This is a genomic window from Roseateles sp. 22389, assembly GCF_052044995.1.
GTDB lineage: Bacteria > Pseudomonadota > Gammaproteobacteria > Burkholderiales > Burkholderiaceae_C > Roseateles.
The window spans coordinates 14,678-30,079 of the sequence record NZ_JBQEOF010000004.1 but is presented as its reverse complement, the minus strand read 5'-3'; the positions used below and the strand labels follow the sequence as shown (position 1 = coordinate 30,079).

At 68.7% G+C, this 15,402-nt stretch carries 16 protein-coding genes and 1 other RNA gene; 10 read left to right on the top strand and 7 right to left on the bottom strand.

What is annotated here, in order from left to right; all coding sequences use genetic code 11:
* Nucleotides 1–28: 28 nt before the first annotated feature.
* From iscA to ACTJKJ_RS06945, 6 genes are all read right to left on the bottom strand, one after another.
* Nucleotides 29–352: an iron-sulfur cluster assembly protein IscA gene (gene iscA, locus ACTJKJ_RS06970; protein ID WP_099859725.1), complete on the bottom strand. Its 324-nt coding sequence runs from the start codon at nt 350–352 to the stop codon at nt 29–31.
* A 10-nt stretch (nt 353–362) separates the two neighbouring features.
* Nucleotides 363–770, bottom strand: coding sequence for a Fe-S cluster assembly scaffold IscU (iscU, locus tag ACTJKJ_RS06965; RefSeq protein ID WP_440819980.1), 408 nt, complete (start codon nt 768–770; stop codon nt 363–365).
* A gap of 43 nt (nt 771–813) precedes the next feature.
* Complete coding sequence (locus tag ACTJKJ_RS06960; RefSeq protein ID WP_297388019.1) at nt 814–2,034, bottom strand: IscS subfamily cysteine desulfurase; 1,221 nt, start codon at nt 2,032–2,034, stop codon at nt 814–816.
* Nucleotides 2,035–2,101: 67 nt separating this feature from the next.
* The gene (locus ACTJKJ_RS06955; protein ID WP_091724267.1) at nt 2,102–2,635 is read right to left on the bottom strand and encodes a Fe-S cluster assembly transcription factor; all 534 of its coding nucleotides are present in this window, start codon (nt 2,633–2,635) and stop codon (nt 2,102–2,104) included.
* A 320-nt stretch (nt 2,636–2,955) separates the two neighbouring features.
* Entirely contained in the window at nt 2,956–4,065 is a 1,110-nt protein-coding gene (locus tag ACTJKJ_RS06950; RefSeq protein ID WP_440819979.1) for an NADH:flavin oxidoreductase, read from the bottom strand.
* 1 nt (nt 4,066) lies between these two features.
* Nucleotides 4,067–4,462, bottom strand: coding sequence for a RidA family protein (locus tag ACTJKJ_RS06945; protein WP_183479051.1), 396 nt, complete (start codon nt 4,460–4,462; stop codon nt 4,067–4,069).
* Between the two features lie 134 nt (nt 4,463–4,596).
* Here ACTJKJ_RS06945 and ACTJKJ_RS06940 point away from each other — a divergent pair, with 134 nt between their 5' ends.
* The 3 genes from ACTJKJ_RS06940 (at nt 4,597) to ACTJKJ_RS06930 (ending at nt 7,599) form a co-directional block, all read left to right on the top strand.
* Nucleotides 4,597–5,490, top strand: coding sequence for a LysR substrate-binding domain-containing protein (locus ACTJKJ_RS06940; RefSeq protein ID WP_297388008.1), 894 nt, complete (start codon nt 4,597–4,599; stop codon nt 5,488–5,490).
* A 65-nt stretch (nt 5,491–5,555) separates the two neighbouring features.
* Nucleotides 5,556–5,720 (top strand): hypothetical protein, encoded by a 165-nt coding sequence (locus ACTJKJ_RS06935; protein ID WP_175538223.1) that lies wholly within the window; start codon nt 5,556–5,558, stop codon nt 5,718–5,720.
* Nucleotides 5,721–5,847: 127 nt separating this feature from the next.
* Nucleotides 5,848–7,599 carry a rhodanese-like domain-containing protein gene (locus ACTJKJ_RS06930; protein WP_297388005.1) on the top strand — a complete coding sequence of 584 codons (1,752 nt, stop codon included), beginning with the start codon at nt 5,848–5,850 and terminating at the stop codon, nt 7,597–7,599.
* A 353-nt stretch (nt 7,600–7,952) separates the two neighbouring features.
* Here the strand turns inward: ACTJKJ_RS06930 and uvrB are convergent, their stop codons facing one another.
* Nucleotides 7,953–10,118 carry an excinuclease ABC subunit UvrB gene (uvrB, locus tag ACTJKJ_RS06925; RefSeq protein WP_297388002.1) on the bottom strand — a complete coding sequence of 722 codons (2,166 nt, stop codon included), beginning with the start codon at nt 10,116–10,118 and terminating at the stop codon, nt 7,953–7,955.
* Between the two features lie 166 nt (nt 10,119–10,284).
* On the opposite strand from uvrB, the gene ACTJKJ_RS06920 reads away from it, so the two are divergent.
* The 7 genes from ACTJKJ_RS06920 to ssrS all read left to right on the top strand — a co-directional run bounded on the left by ACTJKJ_RS06920 (nt 10,285) and on the right by ssrS (nt 15,301).
* Nucleotides 10,285–11,487 (top strand): amino acid aminotransferase, encoded by a 1,203-nt coding sequence (locus tag ACTJKJ_RS06920; protein ID WP_297387999.1) that lies wholly within the window; start codon nt 10,285–10,287, stop codon nt 11,485–11,487.
* Nucleotides 11,488–11,728: 241 nt separating this feature from the next.
* On the top strand, nt 11,729–13,045 hold the full coding sequence (locus ACTJKJ_RS06915) for a polyhydroxyalkanoate depolymerase (RefSeq protein ID WP_183479039.1): 1,317 nt from the start codon (nt 11,729–11,731) through the stop codon (nt 13,043–13,045).
* Between the two features lie 59 nt (nt 13,046–13,104).
* Nucleotides 13,105–13,770 (top strand): electron transport complex subunit RsxB, encoded by a 666-nt coding sequence (gene rsxB, locus ACTJKJ_RS06910; RefSeq protein WP_147241757.1) that lies wholly within the window; start codon nt 13,105–13,107, stop codon nt 13,768–13,770.
* A gap of 40 nt (nt 13,771–13,810) precedes the next feature.
* Entirely contained in the window at nt 13,811–14,449 is a 639-nt protein-coding gene (gene nth, locus ACTJKJ_RS06905) for an endonuclease III (RefSeq protein ID WP_440819978.1), read from the top strand.
* Between the two features lie 47 nt (nt 14,450–14,496).
* Nucleotides 14,497–14,751, top strand: a complete 255-nt coding sequence (gene zapB / locus ACTJKJ_RS06900) for a cell division protein ZapB (protein ID WP_091724257.1) — start codon at nt 14,497–14,499, stop codon at nt 14,749–14,751.
* Nucleotides 14,748–15,089: a cell division protein ZapA gene (locus ACTJKJ_RS06895; protein WP_297387984.1), complete on the top strand. Its 342-nt coding sequence runs from the start codon at nt 14,748–14,750 to the stop codon at nt 15,087–15,089. The genes zapB and ACTJKJ_RS06895 overlap by 4 nt, the downstream gene beginning before the upstream one ends.
* Nucleotides 15,090–15,116: 27 nt before the next feature.
* Nucleotides 15,117–15,301: non-coding RNA, 6S RNA (gene ssrS, locus ACTJKJ_RS06890), on the top strand.
* The last annotated feature ends 101 nt before the right edge of the window (nt 15,302–15,402 follow it).

The following is a 15,402-nucleotide window of genomic DNA, read 5'->3' as shown; positions in this document are numbered from 1 at the left end:
GCGTACACGCCCGACCAGGGGCGGACAGTCAGATCCTGAAGGATTCGCCGCAGCCGCAGCGGTCCTTCTCACGCGGGTTGCGGAACTTGAAGCCCTCGTTCAGGCCCTCGCGGACGAAGTCCAGCTCGGTGCCGTCCAGGTAGGGCAGGCTCTTCGGGTCGATCAGCACCTTGACGCCATGGCCCTCGAAGACGACGTCCTCGGGGGCCACCTCATCGGCGTACTCCAGCTTGTAGGCCAGGCCGGAGCAGCCGGTGGTCTTGACGCCCAGGCGCACGCCGACGCCCCGCCCGCGCTTGGCGATGTAGCGCGTGACGTGCCGGGCGGCGGCTTCGGTCAGGGTGACGGACATCGCGCGGACCTCAGGCGGTGGCGGCGTCGGCGGTCTGGCCGTGCTTGGCGCGGTAGTCGTCCACGGCGGCCTTGATGGCGTCCTCGGCCAGGATCGAGCAGTGGATCTTCACCGGCGGCAGCGCCAGTTCTTCCGCGATCTGGTTGTTCTTGATGGACAGCGCCTCGTCCAGCGTCTTGCCCTTGACCCACTCGGTGACCAGCGAGCTCGACGCGATCGCGGAGCCGCAGCCGTAGGTCTTGAACTTGGCGTCCTCGATCAGGCCGGTGGCCGGGTTCACCTTGATCTGCAGCTTCATCACGTCGCCGCAGGCCGGCGCGCCGACCATGCCGGTGCCCACCGATTCGTCGCCCTTGTCGAAACCGCCCACGTTGCGGGGGTTCTCATAGTGGTCGATGACCTTGTCGCTGTATGCCATGACTGTTCTCCAACGTCGTTGTTCGGGTGTCCTGCGGATCAGATCAATGAGCGGCCCACTGGATGGTGCTCAGATCGATGCCTTCCTTGTACATGTCCCACAGCGGGGACAGCTCGCGCAGCTTGGCGACGCGGTCCTTCAGCAGCGAGACGGCGTAATCGATCTCTTCCTCGGTCGTGAAGCGGCCGATCGTCATGCGCAGCGAGGAATGCGCCAGCTCGTCGCTGCGGCCCAGCGCGCGCAGCACGTAGCTGGGCTCCAGGCTGGCGGACGTGCAGGCCGAGCCCGAGGACACGGCGATGCCCTTGATGCCCATGATCAGCGACTCGCCCTCGACGTAGTTGAACGAGGCGTTGACGTTGTGGGGCACGCGGCGCTCGAGGTCGCCGTTGATGAAGACCTGCTCGATGTCCTTCAGGCCATCCAGCAGGCGCTGCTGCAGCGCCTTGATGCGGGGCAGCTCGGTGGCCATCTCCTCGCGGGCGATGCGGAAGGCCTCGCCCATGCCGACGATCTGGTGCGTCGGGAGCGTGCCCGAGCGCAGGCCGCGCTCGTGGCCGCCGCCGTGCATCTGCGCTTCCAGGCGCACGCGCGGCTTGCGCCGCACGTACAGCGCGCCGATGCCCTTGGGACCGTAGCTCTTGTGCGAGGCCAGGCTCATCAGGTCGACGGGCAGCGTCGCCAGATCGATCTCGACCTTGCCGGTGGCCTGCGCGGCGTCGACGTGGAAGACGATGCCCTTCTCGCGGCACAGCGCGCCGATGGCGGGGATGTCCTGGATCACGCCGATCTCGTTGTTCACGAACATCACCGAGATCAGGATGGTGTCGGGGCGGATCGCCGCCTTGAGCACGTCGAAGTCGATCAGGCCGTCTTCCTTGACGTCGAGGTAGGTCACCTCGAAGCCCTGGCGCTCCAGTTCGCGCGTCGTGTCGAGCACGGCCTTGTGCTCGGTCTTGACGGTGATCAGGTGCTTGCCGCGGGACTGGTAGAAGTTGGCCGCGCCCTTGATGGCGAGGTTGTTGGACTCGGTCGCGCCGGAGGTCCAGACGATCTCGCGCGGATCGGCGTTGATCAGCTTGGCGACCTCGCCGCGGGCCTTCTCCACGGCCTCTTCCGCCTCCCATCCCCAGGCATGGCTGCGCGACGCCGGATTGCCGAAATGCTCGCGCAGCCACGGGATCATCGCGTCGACGACGCGCGGGTCCACCGGCGTGGTGGCGCCGTAGTCCATGTAGATGGGGAAGTGCGGGGTCATGTCCATGGGAACGTTCTTCTTGTCGACTACTGAATCGGGTTGACGCGGACCGGAGCGGAGCGGAGGGCCGGGATCACTTGCTCATCGCATTGCCGAGCGCGAAGACGGAGTTCGGCGCGGTGATGCGGATGGGCTTGACGACGGGGGTGCTGGAGATGGCGCGCTTGACGGGCGCTTCCTCGACGGTGACGCCCTTGGCGAGCTGGTCGTCGACGAGCTTGCGCAGCGTCACGGAGTCCAGGAACTCGATCATCTTGTTGTTGAGCGCGGTCCAGAGGTCGTGCGTGATGCAACGGCCGTTGTCGTCGCCCATGCAGTTTTCCTTGCCGCCGCAGCCGGTGGCGTCGATGGGCTCGTCGACGGCGACGATGATGTCGGCGACGGTGATTTCATCGGAACGGCGGCCGAGCGAATAGCCGCCGCCGGGGCCGCGGGTGGACTCGACGAGCTGATGGCGGCGGAGCTTGCCGAACAGCTGCTCCAGGTAGGACAGCGAGATCTGCTGGCGTTGGCTGATCGCCGCCAGCGCGACGGGGCCGCTGTTTTCGCGCAGGGCCAGATCGATCATCGCGGTGACGGCAAAACGACCTTTGGTGGTGAGACGCATCGAACTTCTCCTTGGCGCCCGTGTCGGGCTTCAGGACATGGAGGCGGCGGCTCGGCTGACGCCGGGTCGACTCACGAAGCAGGGTTTCCCCCTGCAATGTCCGAGCATTTTACTCAATTAAGAAGGAGCTTGCTCGGGTTACCCCCGACTGGCGTCGAGGGGGCCGTTCCAGGCCAGGCGCGGGACGGCGATTTGCGCTAGAGGCCAGATGTCCAGCGGCCGGGCAGCCGGCCCAAAGCGGACCTTGGGGATCCCGCGCCGCTGGATTCTGAATGACAACGCCAATAACCCTTCCCGCAGGCGGGGTCTTGCGAGCGATCTCAGGCTCGTGTGGTTCCGGAGCGCCTCCGGTCGGCGTTCGCGAGATCGGCGAGCGGCGAAAGCAACGTCCGGTCGAACTCCTCCAGCGGCAGCCCGTCCCGAACCCGCCGCGGCCAGTCGGCATGGCTCAGCGCGCCCCGCCCCAGGGCGATGAGGTCCGCCTCCCCGCGCGCCATCATCCCTGCGGCGCGGGCCGGATCATGCAGCGATCCATTCGCGATCACCGGCACCGACCCGTACCGCCGCGCCAGTGCCGCCAGGCTTGCGCCCTCTCCGAAGGCCGGCTGCCAGGCCTCGAACTCGGTCGTGTGCAGGTAGTCGATCGGCGCCGCCGACAAGGTCCGGAACACCTGCGCCGCGTCGGCCTCCGCGCCGCGCCACTTGTGGCCGAAGTCGTTGACCTTGCCCTGCGACACCCGATAGCCGACCGGGAACTCCGCGCCCACCGCCTCCCGCACGGCGGCGATCACCTCGACGCCCAACCGCAGCCGCTGGGCCAAGGCGCCGCCATAGCCGTCCTCGCGCCGATTGGTGTGCTCGGTGAGGAACTGGTCCAGCAGATACCCATTGGCGCCGTGCAGCTCCACTCCGTCGAAGCCGGCCTCCCTGGCCCGCACCGCCGCCGCGGCGAACCCGTCGATCGCCGCCGTGATCTCGGCGAGCGTCATGGCTTCGGGCATGCGATACGGCCCCTCCCCTCTATAGAAAGACATCTGGACGCCCGCCGGCTGCACGGCCGACGGGCCCTTCGCCACGGCCCGGTGCGCGTTGCCCTGGGAGATCGCGCCCGCGTGCATCAGCTGCGCCACGATGCGTCCGCCCGCGGCATGGACGCCCGCCACCACCGGTCGCCAGGCGTCGCGTTGTGCGTCGTCGGCCAGCCCCGGCTGGAAGAGATATCCCTGCGAGTACGCGCGGTCGGTATAGATCCCTTCCGTGATGACCAGCCCAAAGCCGCCCGCCGCGAAGTCGGCGTAATACCGCGCCATGCGCGGTGTCGCCCGGCCTTCGGCAGTCGCGCTGACGCGCGTCATCGGCGCCACGGCCCATCGATTCGCAAGCCGCAGCGGCCCCAGGTCAACGGGGTCGAACAGGTTGGACGCCTTCATGTCAGCGCCCCTGCGCACCGGGCACTTCGGCGATCGCCTCGATCTCGATCATCGCCTCCGGCGTGTAGAGCGCCTTGATCTCGGCGATGGTGTCCGCCGGGTACGGCATCGAGAAGAACTCGCGCCGCAGGGCCACCACATCGTCGAAATGACCCATGTCGGTCACGAAGATCGTGACCTTGATGACGTCCTTCAGCCCCGCGCCGCCGGCTTCCAGCGCCCGACGCAGGTTCGCGAAGGCTTGGCGCCCCTGGGCCAGAAAACCGCCCGCCACGATGCGGCCGTCTTCCCCGGCGCCGGCCTGACCGGAGATGAAGAGCAGCCCGCCCGCCTTGATGCCTTGCGACAGCAGGTAGGGCTCATAAGGATCGGGATGGGTGATGACGCGTTCCAGCATGATTGCATTCCTTTCATTCATCGAGGCCGACGAAGCGCCGGCCTCGGGGTGAACAATAGGGAAGCACCTAGCGGGCGACAAAGGTTCAATTGTCAGCCGTAAGATGAGCAGAGTTCATTCATCAGCACCCTCCGATGGATCGTCGATCACTTCCGCTGTCCGCGCTGCGCGCCTTCGAGGCGGCCGCGCGCCTGGGTAGCTTCAAGGCCGCCGCCGAGGAACTCGCCGTGACGCCGACGGCGATCAGCCATCAGATCCGAGGGCTGGAGGAGCAATCCGGCGTCGCGCTCTTCGAGCGCCAAGTGCGCCGCGTGACCCTGACCGAAGCCGGCGCCCAGCTCTATCCCGTGCTGCGCGACGGCTTCGACGCGTTCCAATCGGCGCTTGAGCGCCTGACCCAGCCGCGCCGCCGGCCGCAGGTGGTGATCTCGGCGACCAATGCCTTCACGGTGAAGTGGCTGGTCCCGCGCATGTCCGACTTCCGCCTGCGGCATCCCGGCATCGACCTGCAGCTGCAGGCGTCGGACGAGGTGGTCGACCTGCGCTCGACGGCGGTCGACATCGCGATCCGCTATGGCCGCGGCCCCTATCCCGGTCTCAGCACCGAGCCGCTGTTTGCGGACCACTTCGCGCCCGTGGCCAATCCGCGGCTCGGCGTGAGCTCGATCGAGGACTTGGCGCGCGTGCCGCTGATCTGCTTCGACTGGAAACGGCCGCAGCCGGAGAACCCGACCTGGGAGCGCTGGTTCGCTGCGGCCGGCGTCCCGGGCCGGTCACCGGCCGGGCAACTGCGTTTTTCGGACGAAGGCCATGCGATCCAGGCGGCGGTGGCCGGCCACGGGATCGCGCTGGTGAGCCAGGCGCTGGTCGCCGAGGAACTCGCCGCCGGTCATCTGGTGCAACCGTTCGGGCCGGTGATCGATGGCCACACCTATCACCTGGCCGTCAGCAGCGAGCGGGCGCCGTCGACCAGCACGCAGGCGGCCTTGGCGTGGCTGAGGCAGCAGGCAACGCCGGCCGGATCGTGAGCCGCCGGGCCAGCACCCGGGAGTGGCAATTGCCCTCTCCGCGACTCCACACCTGGGAGGCCCCCATGACCCTCACGCAAATCGAGACTGTCCGCGCTGCACGCCTGCAGCTGATCGACCTGGGCGACGAGAAGACCGCCGCCCTGCTGGCGTGGGCCCTGGAGGAGCCGTCGACGCCGCGCCCGTCGACCGAGCCCCCGCCCCAGCGGGACCTGCCGCCGACGGCTTGAGGGGGTCGGTAAGACTTGCCGGGAAGGCGCCGGCGTCTATCGATCCTCGCTTTGCTTCGTTCCGATCCCTGGCCGGGATCCCTAGGCTGCGGCGCTCAGATGCCTTGCGCTCCACGCGCCCGCCGCCATGACCGTCCTGCATCCCACCGACACGATCGCCCCGACCGCTTCCAACGCCACAACCGCTCCGGCCGCTTCGGCCGGCTCGTCGCCCGCATCCGCGGCCGCGCCGGTACTGCACCCGCCTCAGGCGCCCCGCCATCCGGCGCCGCTGCCGACCCGCACGGTCGCCGACGTCCGCGCCGCGCTGCTCGCGCGGGTGGAGATCTCGCTGCTCGACGTGCGCGAGGAAGCGGCCTATGCCGAGGCCCATCCGCTGTGGGCCGCCAACCTCGCCGCCTCGCGGCTGGAGCTCGACGCCTGGGGGCGCCTGCCGCGGCGCGGCGTGCCCATCGTCGTCTACGACGACGGGGAAGGCGTGGCGACGGCGTCGGCGCGCAAGCTGCAGGCGCTGGGCTACACCGACGTCGCGCTGCTCGCCGGTGGCCTGGGCGCCTGGCGCGAAGCCGGTCTCGAGCTGTTCCGCGACGTCAACGTGCCGAGCAAGGCTTTCGGCGAGCTGGTCGAGGCCCGGCGCCACACGCCGTCGATCCCGGCCGACGAACTCCAGCGTCGCCTCGCGCGTGGCGACCAACTCGTCCTGCTCGATGCCCGGCGCTTCGACGAGTACCGCAGCACGAGCCTGCCCGGCTCGATCAGCGTGCCCGGCGGCGAACTGGTGCGCCGCGCCCGTGACCTCGCGCCGGACCCGACGACCCTCATCGTCGTCCACTGCGCCGGCCGCACCCGCAGCCTGATCGGCGCGCAGTCGCTGATCGACGCCGGCGTGCCCAATCCGGTCGTCGCGCTGCGCAACGGCACGATCGGATGGACGCTCGCTGGCCTGGCGCTCGCGCAGGGCCAGGGGCGCTCGCACGAGGACGTGCCGCTCGGCGACCTGGACGCGGCGCGCGAGGGCGCCACGGCACTGGCCCGCCGCGCGCACGCGCAGCGCATCGATGCGCGCGTGCTCGCCGACTGGCTGGCCGATCCGCGCCGCTCCACCTACCGCTTCGACGTCCGCGGCGCCGACGAATACGCACGCGGCCACCGTCCGGGCTTCCGGCACGCGCCGGGCGGCCAGTTGATCCAGGAGACCGACCACCACGTGCCGGTGCGCGGCGCGCGCATCGTGTTGAGCGACGACGACGGCATCCGTGCCTCGATGGCGGCGGCCTGGCTGGCGCAGATGGGCTGGGAGGTGGCGGCGCTGCCGCCGGATCCCGCGGCGCACACCGAGACCGGCCCGGACCTGCCGCCGCAGCCGCTCTCCCCGACCGTGGCCACGGTGACGCCGGCCGAGCTGGCCCGTTGGCGCGACGAGGACGCTGACCGCGAGCAGCCGGACACCGTGGTCATCGACGTCGCGCCGAGCATCACCTACATCGTCCGGCACATCCCCGGCGCCTGGTGGAGCCCGCGCGCTCGGCTGGCCGAGGCGCTACGCACCGTCATTCCGGCGGCGCGCCGCGTCGTGCTGACGGGCAACCTGGGCGTGCTGCCGCGCTTCGTCGCGGCCGACCTTGCCGCGGAACTGGCGGCCGAGGGTCGCGAGCTGCTGGTGCTGGAGGGCGGCACGACGGCCTGGTACGACGCGGGCCTCCCGATCGAATCCGCCAATCCCCGCCTGGCCTTCCCGCGCGACGACCGCTACCGCCGCCCCTACGAGGGCACTCACCATCCGCGCGACGCGATGCAGGCCTACCTCGACTGGGAGTACGGTCTCCTCGCGCAACTGGACCGCGACGGCACGCATTTCTTCCGCGTCATCGAAGACTGACCGAACGACATCACGGCGCACGCCCCACCCACAACAAGCGCTCAACCCGGGGTCAGCGAGCGCCGGTGGGGCCGGAAGGCTGCTGGGGGTTCCCGGACGGGATGCCCCCTGCTGCCTGGAGAGCCCGCGCTCCCCGTCCCGCAGTCGAGGACCGCACCCGCCGCCCTCCCCCACAACAAGCGCTCATCCCGCAGACAGCGAGCGCCAATGGGGCCGGAAGGCTGCTGGGGGTTCCCGGACGGGATGCCCCCTGCTGCCTGGAGTGCCCGCGCTCACCGCCCCGCAGTCAACCGGAGCCCTTCAGCCCCAACAGACGCCAGCGCACTGCTCCCGCACCGCGCCGCTCCCCGGGGTCACTTGCCCTTGCCCGCCGAAATCGGCACGACGTTGTCGTGCACCGCCGCACCGAAGGCCTGTTCCTTGAGTTGCGAGAGTTGATCGCGCAGCCGCGCCGCCTTCTCGAACTCGAGGTTGCGCGCGTGTTCCAGCATCTGCTTCTCCAGCTGCTGGATGCGCTTGCTGAGGTCTTTCTCGCTCATCGCCTCGACCTCGGCGGCCTCGGCGATGACCTTGGCGTCGTCGCGGCCCGGCTTGTCGCTGTAGACGCCGTCGATCAGGTCACGGATGCGCTTGACCACGCCGCGCGGCGTGATGCCGTTTGCCTCGTTGAACGCGATCTGCTTGGCACGGCGGCGCTCGGTCTCGCCGATGGCCTTCTTCATCGATTCGGTGATGCGATCCGCATACAGGATCGCCTTCCCGTTCACGTTGCGCGCCGCCCGGCCGATGGTCTGGATCAGGCTGCGCTCGGCGCGCAGGAAGCCTTCCTTGTCCGCGTCCAGGATCGCCACCAGCGAGACCTCCGGGATGTCCAAGCCTTCGCGCAGCAGGTTGATGCCGACCAGCACGTCGAAGGTGCCCAGCCGCAGGTCGCGCAGGATCTCGACCCGCTCGACGGTGTCCACGTCCGAGTGCAGGTAGCGCACCTTCACGCCGTTGTCGCTGAGGTACTCCGTCAGTTGCTCGGCCATGCGCTTGGTCAGCGTGGTGATCAGCACGCGCTCGTTGATCTCGATGCGATCGCGGATCTCCTGCAGCACGTCGTCCACCTGGTGCGTCGCCGGTCTGACCTCGACCACCGGATCCACCAGCCCCGTCGGCCGCACCAGCTGCTCGACGACCGCGCCCGCCTGGCGCTTCTCGTAGTCCCCCGGCGTCGCGCTGACGAAGATGGCCTGGCGCATCTTGCGCTCGTACTCCTCGAACTTCAGCGGCCGGTTGTCCATCGCCGACGGCAATCTGAAGCCGTAATCCACCAGCGTGCTCTTGCGCGCCCGGTCGCCGTTGTACATGGCGCTGAATTGGCCGATCAGCACGTGGCTCTCGTCCAGGAACATCAGCGCGTCCGGCGGCAGGTAGTCGACCAGCGTCGGCGGCGGATCGCCGGGCGCGGCCTGCGAAAGGTGGCGCGTGTAGTTCTCGATGCCCTTGCAGTGGCCCACCTCCTGCAGCATCTCCAGGTCGAAGCGCGTGCGCTGCTCCAGCCGCTGCGCCTCGACCAGCTTGCCCTCCTTGATGAAGAAGGCCACGCGCTCGCGCAACTCCTCCTTGATCGTCTCGATCGCGGCCACGACGCGGTCGCGCGGCGTCACGTAATGGCTGGACGGATAGACCGTGAAGCGCGGGATCTTCTGCCGGATCTGGCCGGTCAGCGGATCGAAGAGCGTCAGCCCCTCGACCTCGTCGTCGAAGAGCTCGATGCGCAGCGCCAGCTCCGAGTGCTCCGCCGGGAAGACGTCGATGGTGTCGCCGCGCACGCGGAAGTGGCCGCGGGTGAATTCCATCTCGTTGCGCGTGTACTGCATGCGCGCCAGCTGCTGGATGATGTCGCGCTGGCCGAGTTTGTCGCCCACCCGCAGCGTCATCACCATCTGGTGGTAGTCGCTCGGGTTGCCGATGCCGTAGATCGCCGACACCGACGCCACGATCACCACGTCGCGCCGCTCCAGCAGGCTCTTGGTGCAGGACAGCCGCAGCTGCTCGATCTGCTCGTTGATCGCGCTGTCCTTCTCGATGAACAGGTCGCGCTGCGGGACGTAGGCCTCGGGCTGGTAGTAGTCGTAGTAGCTGACGAAGTACTCGACCGCGTTCTTCGGGAAGAACTCGCGGAACTCGCTGTACAGCTGCGCCGCCAGCGTCTTGTTGGGCGCGAAGACGATCGCCGGCCGGCCCAGCCGCGCGATCGTGTTGGCCATGGTGAAGGTCTTGCCCGAACCGGTCACCCCCAGCAGCGTCTGGAAGCTCTCGCCGTCATTGACGCCTTCCACCAGCTGCTGGATGGCGGTGGGTTGGTCGCCCGCCGGCGGGTACGGCTGGAACAGCTGGAACGGAGAGCCTTCGAAAGAGACGAATTCGCCCTTCGGCGGCGCGCCGACCTCGGGCGTCTGCGCCTCGGGCGAAGCGGACTTCTTCCCCTTGGCGGCGGGGGTTGAGGGCGTGGCGGCGGTGGATCGGCTCATCAGGGTTTCCCAGGGGCAACGCTTGTTCCCTGCCTACAATCGGCGGGCTTCGCTGGGCGCGCGGGAGGCGCCTCGGGCGTCAGGACGCGACAGCGTAGCGCAGCCGGACGGGTTTCTCCCGTCGTGCCCTTCCCGCTCTTGCCAACGCACTGTCAGGAAAGCCTCCATGTCCCTGTTCGCCGCCGTCGCCATGGCCCCCCGCGACCCCATCCTGGGTCTGAACGAGCAATTCAACGCCGATCCGAATCCCGCCAAGGTCAATCTGGGCGTGGGCGTCTATTACGACGACAACGGCAAGCTCCCGCTGTTGGCCTGCGTGGCCGCCGCCGAGGCGCAGATGCAGGCCGCCCCCAAGCCGCGCGGCTACCTGCCCATCGACGGCATCGCCGCCTATGACGCCGCCGTGCAGGGCCTGGTCTTCGGCGTCGACAGCGAAGTCCTCAAAGCCAAGCGTGTGGCGACCGTCCAGGCGCTGGGCGGCACCGGCGGTCTGAAGATCGGCGCCGACTTCCTCAAGCGCCTGAACCCCGGCGCCAAGGTGCTGATCTCCGATCCTTCCTGGGAAAACCACCGCGCGCTGTTCACCAACGCCGGCTTCCCGGTCGAGACCTATCCCTACTACGACGCCGCCAACCGCGGCATTGACTTCGCCGGCATGCTCGGCGCGCTGAACGCGGCCCCGGCCGGCACGGTCGTCGTGCTGCATGCCTGCTGCCACAACCCGACCGGCTACGACCTGACGCCCGCCCAGTGGGCGCAGGTGGTCGAGGCGGTCAAGGCGCGCCAGCTGGTCGCCTTCCTCGACATGGCCTACCAGGGCTTCGGCGAAGGCATCGCCGAGGACGGCGCCGTGATCCAGCAGTTCCTGGCCGCCGGCCTGGACTTCTTCGTCTCGACCAGCTTCTCCAAGAGCTTCTCGCTGTACGGCGAACGCGTCGGCGCGCTGAGCGTGGTCTGCGCCTCCGCCGAGGAAGCGACCAAGGTCCTGAGCCAGCTCAAGATCGTGATCCGCACCAACTACTCCAACCCGCCGACGCACGGCGCCCAGGTCGTGGCCACCGTGCTGTCCACGCCCGCGCTGCGCGCCCAGTGGGAAGAGGAACTGGCCGGCATGCGGGTGCGCATCAAGCAGATGCGCGAGGCGCTGGTCGCCGAGCTCCAGGCCGCCGGCATCACCGACGACCTGAGCTACGTCACCCGCCAGAAGGGCATGTTCAGCTACAGCGGCCTGTCCGCCGAGCAGATGCAGCGCCTGCGCTCGGAGTTCGGCGTCTACGGCGTCGATTCGGGCCGCATCTGCGTGGCGGCGCTCAACAGCAAGAACCTCAAGCCGGTCGCCGCCGCGATCGCCGCGGTCAAGAAGGTCTGACCCTTCCTCGACGCCACACTTCGATGCGCTGATCGCACGATCGGTGCTCGAACCCAGGGCCGGTACCGCCGCAAGCGGGCCGGCCCTGCGCATTTATGGCGAAATCCGCCGGTTCGAAGTCCCTGCCGCGGCCCCCGACGGCACGCCGGCGACACACACTTCCGATGGCCGGGACCTAGAATTGCTGCATTGCACAACGGGTGCCAGCTTTCGCCTCACTCCCCCTCGAGAGGTCCGCCAGATGCTCTACCAGCTTTATGAAACCCAGCGCGCGTTGCTGAGCCCGTTCTCCGAGTTCGCCAGCGCCACCGCCAAGCTCTACAGCCATCCGCTGTCGCCGTTCGCGCACACGCCGCTGTCGCACCGGATGTCCGCCGGGCTGGATCTCATGCACCGGCTGGCCAAGGAGTACGAGAAGCCGGAATTCGAGATCACCAGCGTCGAGGTCGACGGCATCGACGTCGCGGTGCAGGAACTGGTGGCGCTGGAGAAGCCCTTCTGCCGCCTGCTGCGCTTCAAGCGCTACACCGACGACCCGGCCGTGCTGGCCAAGATGAAGGCGCAGCCGACGGTGCTGGTCGTGGCGCCGCTGTCCGGCCACCACAGCACGCTGCTGCGCGACACGGTCAAGCAGCTGCTCAAGGACCACAAGGTCTACATCACCGACTGGACCGACGCCCGCATGGTGCCGCTCGAAGCCGGTCCCTTCCACCTCGACGACTACATCTACTACGTGCAGGACTTCATCCGCCATGTCGGAGAGGACTGCCACGTGATCTCGGTCTGCCAGCCGACGGTGCCGGTGCTGGCGGCGATCTCGCTGATGGCCTCCAAGGGCGAGACCACGCCGCGCTCGATGACGATGATGGGCGGCCCGATCGACGCCCGCAAGAGCCCGACGGCGGTCAACAACCTGGCGATGAACAAGAGCTACAGCTGGTTCGAGAACAACGTCATCTACCGCGTGCCGACCAACTTCCCGGGCGCCGGCCGCGAGGTCTACCCCGGCTTCCTGCAGCACACCGGCTTCGTGGCGATGAATCCGGACCGCCACCTGAGCTCGCACTACGACTACTTCCTCGACTTGGTCCGCGGCGACGACGACAGCGCCGAGTCCCATCGCCGCTTCTACGACGAGTACAACGCCGTGCTGGACATGCCGGCCGAGTATTACCTGGACACGATCAAGACGGTGTTCCAGGACTTCGCGCTGGTCAACGGCACCTGGGATGTCGGCGGCGACCTCGTGCGTCCGCAAGACATCACCCAGACCGCGCTGCTGACCGTGGAGGGCGAGCTGGACGACATCTCCGGCGCCGGCCAGACCAAGGCGGCGCATGAGCTGTGCAGCGGCATCGACGCGAAGAACCAGTTCCACTACGACGCGATCGGCGCCGGTCACTACGGCATCTTCTCGGGCCGTCGCTGGCGCGAGAAGGTCTACCCGGTGATCCGCGACTTCATTGCCAAGTACGATGCGGCCCCGTTGCACCAGCCCGCCGCGGCCAAGCGCGCGCCCCGACCGGCGACGCGCCGTCCGCGCAAGCCGACCGAGTGAACCCCGCCCCGTCCGATTCCGCCTCCGCTGACCCGTCCGCCCCCCCGTCTGCCGGCGTGGTGGACGCTGCCTTCGACGCGCTCGTCGAAGGCCTGAACCAGGCCTTGCCGCAGACGCAGTGCACGCGCTGCGGCTATCCCGATTGCCATTCCTACGCGCATGCGATCGCGCGCGGCGAGGCCGCCATCAACCAATGTCCGCCCGGCGGCGCCGAGGGCATCGCGCGGCTGGCCGCCCTCACCGCCCGCGAGGCCCTGCCGCTCAACCCCGAGCACGGGCTCGAGGGTCCGCGCCGGCTCGCGGTCATCGACGAGGACTGGTGCATCGGCTGCACGCTCTGCATCAAGGCCTGTCCGGTCGACGCGATCGTCGGCAGCAACAAGCTGATGCATCACGTCATCGACGCGGACTGCACCGGCTGCGAACTCTGCATCCCGGTCTGCCCGGTGGACTGCATCTCGCTGGCCGAGGTCACGCCGGGGCGCAGCGGCTGGTCCGCCTGGAGCCCGGCGCAGGCCGAGCGCGCCCGCGAGCGCTACCGCTGGCACGAGATCCGCGTCGAGCGCGAACGCCGCGAGCACGACGACCGCCTCGAGGCCAAGGCGCGCCACAAGCTGGATCACCTCGAGTCGGAAACCCGGCTCACCGACGCGGCCCAGATCGATCGCAAGCGCGCCGTCATCGAAGCCGCGCTGGCGCGCGCCCGGGCCAAGCGCGGCGCCTGAGCCGCCCGCGTTGCCCTTCCCTGTCCTCCGTCCGCTCGCCATGAACCAGACCCAGATCCGCGAGTTCTTCGAGATTCTCCGCGCCGCCAACCCGTCGCCGCAGACCGAGCTCGAATACGCCAGCGTCTTCGAGCTGCTGGCCGCGGTACTGCTCTCGGCCCAGGCGACCGACGTCGGCGTCAACAAGGCGACGCGCCGGTTGTTCGTCGTGGCCAACACGCCGCAAAAGATCCTCGAACTGGGCGAGGAGCGGCTCGCCGAATACATCAAGACGATCGGCCTCTACAAGACCAAGGCGAAGAACCTCCACGCGACCTGCCGCATCCTGGTCGAGCAGTATGGCGGCGCGGTGCCGCAGAGCCGCGAGGCGCTGGAGTCGCTGCCCGGCGTCGGCCGCAAGACGGCCAACGTGGTGCTGAACGTCGCCTTCGGCGAAGCGACGATGGCGGTGGACACGCATATCTTCCGTGTCGGCAACCGCACCGGCCTCGCGCCTGGCAAGAACGTGCTGGAGGTCGAACAGCAATTGCTGGCGCGCGTGCCGCCGGAATTCCTCGTCGATGCCCACCACTGGCTGATCCTGCATGGGCGCTACGTGTGCCAGGCGCGCCGGCCGCTGTGCGAGCGTTGCGCCGTCGTCGCGCAATGTGACAGTGCGCCGATGGCTGCGGCGCGTTGAGCGAACCCGGCCCCCTACAATCCGCGCGTCCATCCGTCAGGGAAGCCATGTCCAGCATCACCGACCTCGTCGACCGCGTGGAGCGCCTGCTGGTGCGCCACGAGGAATTGAAGCGCACGAACACGCTGCTCGAGCAGCAGGTGCAGGCGCTCACGCTGGAGCGCGACAGCCTGCGTTCGCGCCTGGCCGCGGCGCGCGGGCGCATCGACGCGCTGCTCGACCGCCTGCCGGTGGAGGCGGCCGATCTCCTCGAAGGCAGCGACGGATCCGAGGCCACCGACTCTCGAAAGACGGGCGCATGAAGCAAATGGAAGTCACGATCATGGGCCAGAGCTACCTGCTCGGCTGCCCCGAAGGCGGCGAGGCCGCGCTGCAGAAGGCCGTCGCCCGCGTCGACAAGGAAATGTGCGCGATCCGCGATGCGGGCCGCATCAAGGCGCGTGAGCGCATCGCGGTGCTGGCGGCGCTGAACCTGGCCTATTCGCTGACCGAAGTCGGCGCCTCGCCCGCGGCTGGCGATGCCGCCGAGGCAGGCGCTGGCGACAGCGGTACGAGTGCCGGACAGCTGTCTGCACCGGATCTTGAAACGCTGATGAAGCGGCTCGATGAAGCCCTGGTGCAAGACGGGCAACTGCTGTGATCGCCGCGGCTCGCCGCGTAGAATCCGCTCCGTCCACTGCGTTCGCGTGAGTTTTATATTTCCTTGAACCGATGCTCTCGCGAGCAAGGGCTTGGAACATTACCTGGCTGGTGTGAGCGTCTCGCGTCAGATGAACCCGAAGCCATGTTGACCTCGCCCACCTGTACCCCTAGGGTTCAGGAATGCGGCTCACGGCTCGCCGTGGACACCTCTTCCCGAAACCGCGCCTGACTGCTCAGAGCGCGGTTTTTTCATGGTCGACGGCCGGCGCCGCGGCGCCGCCGATCTCGCGGGGTTTCACCTTGAGCACTGC

Excerpts from the sequence above, each read along its gene's own strand:
- ACTJKJ_RS06940 (WP_297388008.1), top strand. The coding sequence starts at position 4,597 with ATGGATCGTCGATCACTTCCGCTGTCCGCGCTGCGCGCCTTCGAGGCG.
- ACTJKJ_RS06930 (WP_297388005.1), top strand. The coding sequence starts at position 5,848 with ATGACCGTCCTGCATCCCACCGACACGATCGCCCCGACCGCTTCCAAC.
- iscU (WP_440819980.1), bottom strand. The coding sequence starts at position 770 with ATGGCATACAGCGACAAGGTCATCGACCACTATGAGAACCCCCGCAAC.
- iscA (WP_099859725.1), bottom strand. The coding sequence starts at position 352 with ATGTCCGTCACCCTGACCGAAGCCGCCGCCCGGCACGTCACGCGCTAC.
- ACTJKJ_RS06960 (WP_297388019.1), bottom strand. The coding sequence starts at position 2,034 with ATGGACATGACCCCGCACTTCCCCATCTACATGGACTACGGCGCCACC.
- nth (WP_440819978.1), top strand. The coding sequence starts at position 13,811 with ATGAACCAGACCCAGATCCGCGAGTTCTTCGAGATTCTCCGCGCCGCC.
- ACTJKJ_RS06895 (WP_297387984.1), top strand. The coding sequence starts at position 14,748 with ATGAAGCAAATGGAAGTCACGATCATGGGCCAGAGCTACCTGCTCGGC.
- ACTJKJ_RS06935 (WP_175538223.1), top strand. The coding sequence starts at position 5,556 with ATGACCCTCACGCAAATCGAGACTGTCCGCGCTGCACGCCTGCAGCTG.
- ACTJKJ_RS06945 (WP_183479051.1), bottom strand. The coding sequence starts at position 4,462 with ATGCTGGAACGCGTCATCACCCATCCCGATCCTTATGAGCCCTACCTG.
- zapB (WP_091724257.1), top strand. The coding sequence starts at position 14,497 with ATGTCCAGCATCACCGACCTCGTCGACCGCGTGGAGCGCCTGCTGGTG.
- uvrB (WP_297388002.1), bottom strand. The coding sequence starts at position 10,118 with ATGAGCCGATCCACCGCCGCCACGCCCTCAACCCCCGCCGCCAAGGGG.
- ACTJKJ_RS06955 (WP_091724267.1), bottom strand. The coding sequence starts at position 2,635 with ATGCGTCTCACCACCAAAGGTCGTTTTGCCGTCACCGCGATGATCGAT.
- ACTJKJ_RS06920 (WP_297387999.1), top strand. The coding sequence starts at position 10,285 with ATGTCCCTGTTCGCCGCCGTCGCCATGGCCCCCCGCGACCCCATCCTG.
- ACTJKJ_RS06915 (WP_183479039.1), top strand. The coding sequence starts at position 11,729 with ATGCTCTACCAGCTTTATGAAACCCAGCGCGCGTTGCTGAGCCCGTTC.
- ACTJKJ_RS06950 (WP_440819979.1), bottom strand. The coding sequence starts at position 4,065 with ATGAAGGCGTCCAACCTGTTCGACCCCGTTGACCTGGGGCCGCTGCGG.